General features: G+C 62.8%; 14 protein-coding genes. 4 read left to right on the top strand and 10 right to left on the bottom strand.

Going from position 1 to position 10,430, the window contains the following annotated elements; genetic code table 11:
- Positions 1-169: 169 nt before the first annotated feature.
- Positions 170-994, bottom strand: coding sequence for a Tim44 domain-containing protein (locus tag HF027_RS06765; RefSeq protein ID WP_168014104.1), 825 nt, complete (start codon positions 992-994; stop codon positions 170-172).
- 99 nt (positions 995-1,093) lie between these two features.
- On the opposite strand from HF027_RS06765, the gene HF027_RS06760 reads away from it, so the two are divergent.
- A complete protein-coding gene (locus HF027_RS06760) occupies positions 1,094-1,666 on the top strand; it encodes an isochorismatase family protein (RefSeq protein ID WP_168014102.1) in 573 nt (190 codons plus the stop codon).
- 39 nt (positions 1,667-1,705) lie between these two features.
- Here the strand turns inward: HF027_RS06760 and yaaA are convergent, their stop codons facing one another.
- Together yaaA and HF027_RS06750 are read right to left on the bottom strand one after the other, a co-directional pair.
- The gene (gene yaaA, locus HF027_RS06755; RefSeq protein WP_168014100.1) at positions 1,706-2,485 is read right to left on the bottom strand and encodes a peroxide stress protein YaaA; all 780 of its coding nucleotides are present in this window, start codon (positions 2,483-2,485) and stop codon (positions 1,706-1,708) included.
- 226 nt (positions 2,486-2,711) lie between these two features.
- Positions 2,712-3,743: an NADP(H)-dependent aldo-keto reductase gene (locus HF027_RS06750; protein WP_168014098.1), complete on the bottom strand. Its 1,032-nt coding sequence runs from the start codon at positions 3,741-3,743 to the stop codon at positions 2,712-2,714.
- Positions 3,744-3,969: 226 nt separating this feature from the next.
- Between HF027_RS06750 and HF027_RS06745 the strand changes: the two genes are divergently transcribed.
- Both HF027_RS06745 and HF027_RS06740 read left to right on the top strand, forming a co-directional pair.
- Positions 3,970-4,476 carry a tetratricopeptide repeat protein gene (locus tag HF027_RS06745; protein ID WP_136255473.1) on the top strand — a complete coding sequence of 169 codons (507 nt, stop codon included), beginning with the start codon at positions 3,970-3,972 and terminating at the stop codon, positions 4,474-4,476.
- 92 nt (positions 4,477-4,568) lie between these two features.
- Positions 4,569-5,078 (top strand): 3'-5' exonuclease family protein, encoded by a 510-nt coding sequence (locus tag HF027_RS06740; RefSeq protein WP_136255474.1) that lies wholly within the window; start codon positions 4,569-4,571, stop codon positions 5,076-5,078.
- A gap of 148 nt (positions 5,079-5,226) precedes the next feature.
- Here HF027_RS06740 and HF027_RS06735 read toward each other — a convergent pair whose 3' ends face one another.
- From HF027_RS06735 to HF027_RS06710, 6 genes are all read right to left on the bottom strand, one after another.
- A complete protein-coding gene (locus HF027_RS06735) occupies positions 5,227-5,805 on the bottom strand; it encodes an LOG family protein (protein ID WP_168014096.1) in 579 nt (192 codons plus the stop codon).
- A gap of 161 nt (positions 5,806-5,966) precedes the next feature.
- Complete coding sequence (locus HF027_RS06730) at positions 5,967-6,488, bottom strand: DUF501 domain-containing protein (RefSeq protein WP_168014094.1); 522 nt, start codon at positions 6,486-6,488, stop codon at positions 5,967-5,969.
- Positions 6,460-6,786, bottom strand: a complete 327-nt coding sequence (locus HF027_RS06725; RefSeq protein ID WP_168014092.1) for a hypothetical protein — start codon at positions 6,784-6,786, stop codon at positions 6,460-6,462. Before HF027_RS06725 ends, HF027_RS06730 begins: the two co-directional genes overlap by 29 nt.
- A 119-nt stretch (positions 6,787-6,905) precedes the next feature.
- Positions 6,906-7,376, bottom strand: a complete 471-nt coding sequence (gene ybaK, locus HF027_RS06720; RefSeq protein WP_168014090.1) for a Cys-tRNA(Pro) deacylase — start codon at positions 7,374-7,376, stop codon at positions 6,906-6,908.
- Complete coding sequence (locus HF027_RS06715; RefSeq protein ID WP_168014088.1) at positions 7,373-7,783, bottom strand: acyl-CoA thioesterase; 411 nt, start codon at positions 7,781-7,783, stop codon at positions 7,373-7,375. The genes ybaK and HF027_RS06715 overlap by 4 nt, the downstream gene beginning before the upstream one ends.
- A 98-nt stretch (positions 7,784-7,881) precedes the next feature.
- On the bottom strand, positions 7,882-8,307 hold the full coding sequence (locus HF027_RS06710; protein ID WP_168014086.1) for a hypothetical protein: 426 nt from the start codon (positions 8,305-8,307) through the stop codon (positions 7,882-7,884).
- Positions 8,308-8,350: 43 nt separating this feature from the next.
- Between HF027_RS06710 and HF027_RS06705 the strand changes: the two genes are divergently transcribed.
- The gene (locus HF027_RS06705) at positions 8,351-9,508 is read left to right on the top strand and encodes a MalY/PatB family protein (protein WP_168014084.1); all 1,158 of its coding nucleotides are present in this window, start codon (positions 8,351-8,353) and stop codon (positions 9,506-9,508) included.
- On the opposite strand, the gene HF027_RS06700 is transcribed toward HF027_RS06705, so the two are convergent.
- Positions 9,502-10,428 (bottom strand): tetratricopeptide repeat protein, encoded by a 927-nt coding sequence (locus HF027_RS06700; RefSeq protein WP_168014082.1) that lies wholly within the window; start codon positions 10,426-10,428, stop codon positions 9,502-9,504. The two genes, HF027_RS06705 and HF027_RS06700, sit on opposite strands and share 7 nt — an antisense overlap.
- Positions 10,429-10,430: the final 2 nt, after the last annotated feature.

The raw sequence follows: 10,430 nt of genomic DNA, 5'->3' as shown, positions 1-10,430 counted from the left end.
CGGGCACCGCCTTGGCAATGGCATCGATGGCGTTGCTGAAATGCATGGACCTTCCCGTGTCAGTGTACCTGACAGGGAAAGGTCTCATGATCAGCTTATTGAAGGTAGGCTTAACTGACTGGCATTAGGGCAATCGCCCGGCCTTTTTATGCGCATGATAACGAGGGCGTCAGGTGCCGGGGTTTTGCTCGATGCCTTGCAGGTACCACGGCGCGTCGTCGCGCATCTCGCGAATCAGATGCCACGTCTCGTTGAACTCGTTGCGCTCGCCGTTCTCATCCATGATGCCATGGAAGATGACCGTAGCCTCGGCCTGGTTGCCTATCTCGCGGACATCACCAAGCTCTGCAAACAACCTGACGATCTCGGTACGGTTATTGGCCGGCTGATGGGCGCGCTCTTCACGTAGCGTGTTGTAAAACTCAGGCGTGACGAATTCCTGGATGCCGGCGAAGTCGTTGTTGTCCCAGGCACGCTGCAGGGTCATGAAATGCTCTTTGGCTCCTCCCAGGAAGCGCTCCTTGTCGAACCAGCTCGGCGTGCTGGCTGCTTCTCCAAGGCCGCCGCCGAGGGGTCCCGGTGCTGTGAAGGGCTGAGAGGCCGTCTGTTCGCGGCGAGCCATCGTATCGGCGCCAGCGGTGGCCGGCTGGCGACGCTTGGCAAAGAGACGAAACAGCAAGAAGGCCGCTCCAGCCACCAGCAGGAGATCCATCAGACGCAGCTCATCGAACGCGCCGCCGAAGAATAGCGAGGCCAAAAGGCCACCGGCGAGCATGCCAGCGAAGGGACCGGCGAACCGTGACAGGCCCCGTGAGGGCTGACGTGCGCCGGTGCCTGCAGAGGCGCTTCGATTGGGAGTGGCAGCAGTCGAGTCTGCTGAGCGGGAGTAGGACCCGAAGCTCTTGCCGCCGCCCAGTCGCTTGGCCTCGGCATGATCGACGGCCAGGCCCAGGCTCATGAAGGTAGCCAGTATGAGTACGAAGATATTGCGCATGGGGAGAGAAGACTCCTAAGGGATGATTCGATTCCCTGACAGAATACCCGCTTCGGCGCCTATGCTGAATCGATAACGTCAAAGGTAAGGAATCTCAGGATGCGACTCGACCGCGAGACCAGCCTATTGTTGATCGTGGACCTACAGACTGGCCTGTTACCCGTGATTGACGGAGGCGAGCAGGCTGTCGCGGAGGCGGCCTGGCTCGCTGGGCTGTCAGGACTATTGGAGATCCCGGTGTGGCTGACCGAGCAATACCCGGCAGGGCTGGGAGAGACCGACGCCCGGCTGCTTGCGGCGGTGCCTGAAGCGGTGCGCTGGGAGAAGGTGCACTTCGGGGCTGACCGGGAACCGGCCTTCGCTGATGCGCTTGCTGAGCTTGGTCGAAGGCAGGTGGTGATCTGTGGCAGCGAGGCGCACATCTGTGTGCTGCAGACGGCGTTGGGTCTTCTGGCGTTGGGCTACGACGTGTATTGGCTCACGGAAGCCTGTGCCAGCCGACGCCCGGAGGAAGCGCGGCTGGCAAGAGAGCGAGTCGTGGCTGCCGGTGGGGTCGTGATCAGCGCTGACATGGCCGCTTATGAATGGCTTGAGCGTTGCGATGACGAGCGCTTCAAGGCGGCTCACCGTCACTTCCTCAAACCCCGTGCGACGCGTGTTCTGCGCTTCTAAAGCGACAGAGGCCCGCGGCCCAGATCAGAGATATGAGGCTCAGGACGCGCCTTCTGCGCGGGTGAAAACCAGCGTATTGCCCTCAGACATGGCTGCATTGTAGCGATAGCCCGCCACGTCAAAGTTCTTGAGCCCCTCGGGGTCGTCAAGACGCTCGCGAATCATCCAGGCGCTCATCAGGCCACGGGCCTTCTTGGCATAGAAGCTGATGATCTTGTATTGGCCGTTCTTCTCGTCCTTGAACACCGGGGTGATGACCCGCGACGAGAGCTTCTTGGTGTCGATGGCCTTGAAGTATTCGTTGGAGGCCAGGTTGACCAGCACGGGGCTGCCACTTGCCTTGATAGCGCGATCCAGGTCCTGCGTCAGGGTGTCTCGCCAATAGGCATAAAGGTCCTTGCCCGCGGGATTGGCAAGCTTGGTGCCCATCTCCAGGCGATAGGGCAGGATCAGGTCGAGCGGGCGCAGCATACCGTAGAGGCCGGACAGAATGCGCAGGTGATCTTGTGCGAAGGCGTTGTCGTCTTCGTCGAAGCTGGCGGCATCGAGACCCACATAGACATCGCCCTGGAAGGCCTGTACCGCTGGCTTGGCGTTCTCAGGCGTGAAGGGCGTCTGCCACTCGGTGAAGCGAGCGGCGTTTAGGCCGGCCAGTTTGTCACTGATGCCCATCAGCTCGCTTAGCTGCTGCGGCGAGTAATCCCGTAATACGCCGATCAGTTCGCGGCTTTGCTCGAGATAGTCGGGCTGGCTATAGGTATCGGTGCTCGGCGGGGTCTCGAAATCCAGTGTCTTGGCGGGGGAAATCACGCTCAGCATGGGGCACTCCTGTGAACAGTCGGCATGGGCAGCGGGGTCCGTCGTTGACCGGGCAGTATACCAAGCTGACCCGGGGCGCGGAGATGGTCGCGTCGCTATGGCAGCGATAGTCGTGAGGGGGAGTAGAACGGGACACCCTGGTGCCCCGATGGCCTCACACTAGGGGCAGTCCCCGGCATTGTCGCCGGGGAATAGGAGGTTGCGCAGTACTCACGCGTTCAGAGGCTCAGGGGCTAGGATTGGGCAATCGGGCGTGCACGGCCTCGATGGCCTCCAGTACCTCGTCACTGAGCTTGAGCGACTCGCTCGCCAGGTTGCTCTCGAGTTGCTCCATGGTGGTGGCACCGATGATATTGCTGGTCAGGAAGGGCCGTGAGTTGACGTAGGCCAGCGCCATCTGGGCCGGGTCGAGGCCGTGTTCGCGAGCGATCGCCACATAGGCGCGGGTCGCCTCTTCGGCGAGCGGAGAGGTATAGCGCTTGAAGCGCTCGAAGAGCGTCAGGCGGCTCTTGGGCGGCTTGGCGCCATCCAGATACTTGCCGGAGAGCACCCCGAAGGCCAGCGGTGAATAGGCCAGCAGGCCGGCCCGTTCGCGATGGCTGATCTCGGCAAGGCCGACTTCATAGCTGCGGTTGAGCAGGCTGTAGGGGTTCTGCACGCTGGCGACCCTTGGTAGCCCGAGGCGGTCGGACAGCGAGAGGGCATGCATCACGCCCCAGGGCGTCTCGTTTGAAAGGCCGACGGCACGCACCTTGCCGGCATCGACCAGTTCCTTGAATGCCGAGAGGCTCTCCTCCAGGGAGGTGGCGTCCTCATCTTCCTTGGCCGCATAGCCGAGCTTGCCAAAGAAGTTGGCGTTACGCTCGGGCCAGTGCAGCTGATAAAGGTCCACATAATCGGTATTAAGCCGCTTGAGGCTTGCATCGATCGCCTGGTGGATATGCTCGCGGGTCAGCCGCGGGCCGCCGCGAATATGGCCAAGGCCGGGGCCGGTCACCTTGGTGGCCAGTACCACGTCATCGCGGGTACCACGCGCCTTTAGCCAGCTGCCCACATAGGCTTCCGTCAGGCCCTGAGTCTCGGCCTTGGGCGGCACCGGGTACATCTCGGCGGTATCGATGAAGTTGATGCCGAAGGCCGTGGCGCGATCGAGCTGCTCGTGCGCTTCGGCTTCGCTGTTCTGCTCGCCGAAGGTCATGGTGCCAAGGCACAGCCGGCTAACATCAATGTCGGTGTCGCCAAGCGGTCGCGTTTGCATGTCTCGCTCCAATCAGAGAAAAACTCGGGTGAATCAGCATGGTAGCGGCGGCCTTTGCCGGCGGCAAATACGGGGGTTGAGTCCCCTGCATGGGGGGCGTATGCTTGCCACCCCGTTGCCCGGGTACTGCCCGATGGCCACTAGTTTATAGTACGGTGACACGATGACGGTCGTCTGTTTCCGGCGAGCGCATTTCCTTGTTACACAGGACGCTAGGTTGTTTGCCATGCATCAGGCATCTTCTTTGGTTACCCGCCTCGAATATCGACTGGCGGAACAGCTCTTCCACAATCGCTGGTTGCCGCGCTCGCCGCGGACCCAGCGATTGACGATGCACCTCTATCAGCGCTGCGCAGAAGCGGGACACACTACCGCGCTGTCGGTCTATGGACATATGCTGTTTCACCGGGCGATCAGGCCACAGGACAAGGCCAAAGGGGCCCGTTACGTGATGGAAGCCGCGCGCCAGGGAGACGTTCGCGCCCAGTATCAAGCCGGCTACATCTTCGAATACGGCTGTGCCCAGTATCCGAGGCGTGATGACAAGGCTGTCACCTGGTACGCCCGCGCCGGCGAAGCCGGTCATCCCCTGGCGGCCGAGCGTCTGGCCGATGCTTATCGCAGCGGCATGCTGGGCCTCGCCGTGGATCCGTTGCGCGCCGCCCATTGGCAAGCACTGGCGGATGAATCCATCGCCGAGGAAGCCGCGCCCGCGGCGACTGTCTGCCACTGAGTCGACCCTTGCGCCCTGAACCGATAGGCTAGGGCCAGTGGCGGCTTAGAAGAGCCGCCGTCTTTGTCAGATCCAAAAAGGATGTTCATGCCGTGACGCTGCCTACCCTGTTGGATATCGAAGCGTCCGGCTTTGGGCGCGGCAGCTATCCGATCGAGATCGGACTGGCACGGCCCGATGGCTCATCCTGCGCCTTCCTGATCCAGCCTCTGGAGGAATGGGTGCACTGGGATCCCAAGGCTGAACTCCTGCATGGGATTTCCCGTGCACGCCTTCAGCGCGAAGGGCACCCGGTCATTGAAGTGGCACGCTGGCTCAACGATGAACTGGCTGAGCTCGGCATCGCCTATAGCGATAGCTGGGGCTACGACAACACCTGGCTGTCACTGCTTTTCCACCATGCCGGCATGTTGCCGCGCTTTCGGCTCGAGGCCCTGCGCCGATTGCTCGACGAGCGCCAACTGGAACTGTGGAGCACGGCCAAGGAAGCACTGATCAGCGAGTGGGGTATCCAGCGTCATCGTGCCGGTGAAGATGCACGCCTCTTGCAGCTGACCTACGAACACACATTGGCGCTGTCTCGTGCCGAGAGCGGCCACTAGCCTTTCTTGCCGCCCCCATTCTGTGCTGTCGATGCCCTGATTGTTTGTCCCGACTGTTTGGCCCTGCCTGCCTTTCCCGGTTGCGAACGGCAGGCACTCGCTTTCCCCTATAACATCTGGCGTGCACTGGGCAGTCGTTGGCTGCAGCTCAGGCGTTTCCGCCGACTGATTGTGGCGTCTTGTCGCCCAACTGCCGTTCCAGCTGATCCAGCAATGCCGGTGGGGTCGGTGCCATGCTCAGAGCATCGCGGGTATGCGCATCGAGGAAGCCCTTGCTGACCAGGCTGTCGAGAAAGGTCAGCAAGGGGGCAAAAAAACCACGGGTATCGAGTAAGGCAATCGGCTTGTCATGCAGGCCCAGGTATTGCCACGTCCAGGACTCGAACAGCTCCTCAAGGGTGCCGATGCCGCCAGGCAGGGCGACGAAGGCATCGGCTCTTTCCGCCATGGCGGCCTTGCGCTCATGCATGTCGGCGACGCGGATCAGCTGCGTCAGGCCTTGGTGAGCCTGTTCGCGATCCACCAGGTGGTGCGGCATCACGCCGACCACCTCGCCACCGACCTCGAGCACGGCGTCGGCAAGCGTCCCCATCAGCCCTACACGTGCCCCGCCATAGACCAGGCGATGGCCGCGTCTCCCAAGCTCGCGGCCCAAGGCCGTGGTGGCCTCGCGAAAGCAGGAATCGCTCCCTTCCCGGGAGCCCAGATAAACACAGATGTTTGGCATGCGATGCTCCTTGATGAGGCGATCATCCTAGCGCGTCCCCTAGAGGCCGCGCAGCCTTGGTGTATGGATTGATTCAGCATGATGCAAAAGGGGCGCCCGATAGGCGCCCCTTCCATTGTCAGTGAGTCGTTTACGGCCAGTCATCTGCATGCATGTCTGGTTCAGGGCAGACAGTCGATCACGCCGTACTCGGCGTCCAGCCATTGGCCGATAACGTTGTTACCGCAAAGATGGTGAGCATACTGGGTGTGCAGGCAGCGCACCTGATTCCAGTTGCTGATGCCACCGACGCCGCGCTCCGTGAGTACCTTGGCATAGCCCAGACGCTCGACGTCGGCACGCTGCGCCTCGTCCATGAAGCGCCAGCGGCGATCCACGTAGTCTTGATGGCTTTGGTGGTAGGTGGCCATGAGCTCGGGTTCCTGCTGCAGGCGGGCCTCGAGCTCCTTTATCACGCCGCGAGCCTCGAGATGCGACAGCTCCACCTTGAGACGCTCGCTGCTGAGCCAGTAGAGCGTCGGGAAAGGCTTGCCCTCGACGATGGGCGCCATGCGCAGCACCAGGGGTGTGTCTTCTCCGTCGGTGGCGGCTATCGCCATGGTGCCGCGAGGCGCGCGACCGAGCTGTTCGGTGATGATGGCCAATTGGCGCTCATCAGGGGTCTGATCGGTTTGGATCACCATCTTGGGGGTCTCGCAGAAATTTGTTCGAGCGGCCCACGGCACGAAAGAAGGCGGTATTGAGCTGCACCGGCGTCGGCACATAATGCCAGTGGCGTTCGCAGTAGTCGTTGGCCCGCGCCAGGAGTGCGTCGTAGAGACGATTGAACGGCGCATCATAATCGTAAGGGTCATGCCCGAACAAGCGGATATGGGGGTAGTCGGCGAAGCGCTCGACGAAGTAATGCTCGAGATCGGCCTCTACGGCGCGATGGCGGTCCACGTCGCCCGGGTCGAGCCAGAGCGTGTAGCGAATGGCCATGAGGTCTCCTGATCAGGCAATGGATGCTGGTAAGACCGCGGGCATTGCTATTCGGCTCACGGCCCTGGGAATACTTAGTTAGGTGCCCTCAGGATAGCGCAGGACGCGGCGGAGTCGGCTCAGCTGCGTGAAAGCCCCACGAGTCGAGCGCCGGTGAGCGCGACCAGGTCCTCTGGGGCGAGGCTGATCTCGAGGCCGCGACGACCACCGCTAACATGCAGCGTCGCAAGCGCACTGGCGCTCTCATCGAGAAAGGCCGGCAGGCGTTTTTTCTGGCCGAGCGGGCTGATACCGCCGACTACATAGCCGGTGGTGCGTTCGGCCAGCGCCGGTTCGGCAAGCGTCGCCTTGCGCGCGCCGGCTGCCCGGGCCAGTGCCTTGAGGTCAAGCCGTGCATTTACCGGTACCATTGCGACCACCAGGCGGCCGTCGTCGAGACGGGCCAAGAGCGTCTTGAAGACCGTCTCCGCTGGCAGGGCGAGTGCCTTGGCGGCTTCTTCGCCGAAGGCTTCGGCCCGTGGGTCATGGGCGTACTCGGTGAGGTGGAAGTCGGTTCCCGCCGCTTCCAGGGCGCGGACCGCAGGCGTCATGCCTGAGTCTCCTGGGGCGTAGACAGATGCGCTTCTAGCGCTGCGCGCAGCTCGCCTTCGAGAGGCTGGGCGCATTTCTTGTCATGATCATAGTGCACCATCACGGTATTGCCGCGGGCACAAAGCTTGCCGTGTTGGTGGGCTTCCTGCGTCACCGTGAAGGAGCTATTGCCGAGCCGGGTCAGGTAAGTGCAGATCTCCACGCTCGTGCCGTAGTGCAATTCGGCCATGAACTCCACGTCAAAGCGGGCCAGAATCAATCGCCATTTACGCGGGTCAAGGTCCGGTGTGAAGAACCGGAACAGCTCGGTGCGTCCCTGCTCGAACCAGGCGGGCAAGCGGGTATTGTTGATGTGGCCAAGGGCATCGGTGTCGTGAAAGGCGGGCTCAAGGGTGGTGACAAACATCAAAGGCTCCAGAGGCAGCAGGCAAGAGGATTGAGGTCAGCGTTGTCCCGCGATGTAGCCGGGACAATGTGCTGTTGATTAGCGGATCGCTCAGCGGGCTAGATCAGCCGCTGGCTGGTCCGGTCTGCCCAGGCGTCGGGCAGCGCCTGGGCCAGCGCCTCGCGCAGGTGCTCGGGCAGTGCGGCCTGTGCGTCTTCAAAGCGCTCGAAGTCACGGTTGCGTAGCCAGCAATAGGCCCAGGCACAGGCTTCTGTTTCGTCACGGGGTGCCGGTTTGGTTGGCATCTGCATGAGCAGAAAGCTCGCTGCGCGGGCGGCCCATAATGGTGGCTGGACGTCACCACTCCAGGCCTCGACAGTGGCGCCACTCGGCGTGTCTTTCGGTTCACCGAGCTTGGCCACGCGGGCGGTGTCGGCGAGGATCATGGCCAGGCGCTCCGGGCTGGACTGGCCGATCAGCAGCCAGTGTCCCACCAGGCGTGACGTGCCGCGCATGGCCTTGGCATAGAAGAGGGTTTCGGGCATGTTCGATGAATTCCCAAGGATGATGAACGAGACAGGAGGCAGCATGCAGTTCGATTTTGCCACGCCGGTGGCCCGGCGACATCCCGACTGGCCGTCACAGAAGTGGCAGCGTTATGACGAAGACGTGGCGCCGCTGTGGGTCGCCGACATGGACTTTCGTTCGCCGCCGGCAGTGATCGACGCACTCGATGCGCGAGTGGCCCATGGCGTCTTCGGCTACGGCGTCGTGCCGGACAGTCTACGCGAGGCGCTATGCGACTGGAGTCGCGACCATTACGCCTGGCCAATCAAGCCGGAGTGGCAGCACTGGTTGCCGGGTGTGGTACCTGCATTGCACCTGGCGAGTCTTGCCTTCACCGCACCGGGCGACGGTATTCTGACGGTGACACCGATCTACCCGCCGTTTCTTCAGGTGGCCGAGCGCACCGGACGGGTAGCGCAGTTTGCCGCACTTGCCGAACCCGAGGCATCGGGTGAGCCCTGGCAGCTCGACCTGGCGGCATTGGAGGCCGCTATCACCCCCGAGACGCGCCTGCTGCTGTGGTGCCAGCCGCACAACCCCACTGGACGGGTCTGGCGCCACGAGGAGCTCGAGGGCCTCGCCGAGCTGGTCGAACGCCACGACCTGCTGGTGGTATCCGATGAGCTGCACTGCGACCTTTTGTTGGATGAAGGCGCCGGCCACCGGCCGTTAGCGGCGCTCTTTCCGATGTTGGCCAGCCGCATCATCACGCTCTGGGCACCTTCCAAGACCTTCAACCTGGCGGGGCTGACCGCGGCCTGCGCGGTAATCCCGGATGCCACTCTGCGGCGTCAGTTCATTGCTGCAGGGCGCGGTCTGCTGCCGGATGTCAACGTGATGGGCCTGGTCGCGGCTGAAGCCGCCTACCGTCACGGCGAACCCTGGCGCCAGGCACTGCTCGAGACACTGCGCGGGCATCGTATTCGCTTGGCCGAAGCGGTGGCCGGCTGGCCGGGGGTGTCGATGAGTGCACCACAATCCACCTATCTCGCCTGGCTCGACCTGCGTCATGCAGGACTTGGTGATTCACCCCAGCGGGTACTGCTGAATGAGGCGCGGGTGGCGCTGTCCGACGGTGCCGATTTTGGCTGGCCGGGTTTTGCTCGGCTCAATTTCGGGACCACCCGCTCCCAACTGGCCGAGGCGCTGCAGCGTCTCGACCAGGTGCTGGCTCAGTAGAGTAGAGTGAATAGCTTGCGACGGTAGCTGACCGTTAGCGGGTGGTCGGCGCCGAGGGCGTCGAAGACCCGTAGCAGGGTATTCTTGGCGGCATCGTCACCGTAGGCGCGGTCGCGTTTCACCACCGTCAGCAGGCCGTCAAGCCCGGCTTCGTAGTCGCCGTCGGCGACCCGGCGCAGGGAGCGCAGGAACTGTGCCTCGCTGTCGTCGCGATCACCCAGTGCTGCGAGTGTCTCGGCATTCGGGGCTTCTTCGCCAAACTCGAGCCGTGCCCTTACGCCGCGGGCACGCGGTGCGTCGCGGTGCTCGGGGGGCAGGTTGTCGAGGATCGCCCTGGCATCTTCGGGGTGGCCCTCGGCCAGCACGGCACTTGCCAGGTCGACCTGGTAGTCGTGATGGCCTGGATTGTCCTGCACCAGTTGTTGGTAGATCGATCGTGCGGTCGATGGGTCACCGGCTTCAAGCGCCGCTTGAGCCTGTTCCTCGGGTGAGGCTTCCGGGGCTGCCGAGGCGGTGATGTGCTTGCCGAGCCATTCGCGGATCTGGCTTTCCGGCAGTTCGCCCTGGAACTCATCATAGAGCTGGCCCTGCATGACCAGCTTGACGTCGGGCACGGATTGGATGCCCAGCTGTGCGGCAATCTGTCGATGCTCGTCAACGTTGAGTTTACCCAGCACGAAGGCACCGTTGTACTCACGTGCCAGCTTCTCGAGCACCGGCATCAGGTTCTGGCAGGCCTCGTTCCCGGGCACCCAGCAGTCAAGCACCACCGGCGTATTCACAGAGCCTTCCAGCACCACCTGCTGGAAGTTGCTCATGTCGAGGTCGACGATGTAGGCGGCGGAATCGGCATCGGCCGCGTTACCGGCGCCTGTTTCTGGGGTCAGTGGCTCGCCACTACGCGGGTCGACGATCGGCATGC

This window comes from Halomonas salinarum, from assembly GCF_012062845.1.
In the GTDB taxonomy this organism is placed as follows: domain Bacteria; phylum Pseudomonadota; class Gammaproteobacteria; order Pseudomonadales; family Halomonadaceae; genus Onishia; species Onishia salinarum.
Note: the sequence above shows the minus strand (reverse complement) of the source record. Positions and strands in the feature narration are given on the sequence as shown.

Coding starts and splice junctions, on each gene's coding strand:
- HF027_RS06765 (WP_168014104.1), bottom strand. CDS start 994: ATGCGCAATATCTTCGTACTCATACTGGCTACCTTCATGAGCCTGGGC.
- HF027_RS06760 (WP_168014102.1), top strand. CDS start 1,094: ATGCGACTCGACCGCGAGACCAGCCTATTGTTGATCGTGGACCTACAG.
- yaaA (WP_168014100.1), bottom strand. CDS start 2,485: ATGCTGAGCGTGATTTCCCCCGCCAAGACACTGGATTTCGAGACCCCG.
- HF027_RS06750 (WP_168014098.1), bottom strand. CDS start 3,743: ATGCAAACGCGACCGCTTGGCGACACCGACATTGATGTTAGCCGGCTG.
- HF027_RS06745 (WP_136255473.1), top strand. CDS start 3,970: ATGCATCAGGCATCTTCTTTGGTTACCCGCCTCGAATATCGACTGGCG.
- HF027_RS06735 (WP_168014096.1), bottom strand. CDS start 5,805: ATGCCAAACATCTGTGTTTATCTGGGCTCCCGGGAAGGGAGCGATTCC.
- HF027_RS06730 (WP_168014094.1), bottom strand. CDS start 6,488: ATGGTGATCCAAACCGATCAGACCCCTGATGAGCGCCAATTGGCCATC.
- HF027_RS06725 (WP_168014092.1), bottom strand. CDS start 6,786: ATGGCCATTCGCTACACGCTCTGGCTCGACCCGGGCGACGTGGACCGC.
- ybaK (WP_168014090.1), bottom strand. CDS start 7,376: ATGACGCCTGCGGTCCGCGCCCTGGAAGCGGCGGGAACCGACTTCCAC.
- HF027_RS06715 (WP_168014088.1), bottom strand. CDS start 7,783: ATGTTTGTCACCACCCTTGAGCCCGCCTTTCACGACACCGATGCCCTT.
- HF027_RS06710 (WP_168014086.1), bottom strand. CDS start 8,307: ATGCCCGAAACCCTCTTCTATGCCAAGGCCATGCGCGGCACGTCACGC.
- HF027_RS06705 (WP_168014084.1), top strand. CDS start 8,351: ATGCAGTTCGATTTTGCCACGCCGGTGGCCCGGCGACATCCCGACTGG.
- HF027_RS06700 (WP_168014082.1), bottom strand. CDS start 10,428: ATGCCGATCGTCGACCCGCGTAGTGGCGAGCCACTGACCCCAGAAACA.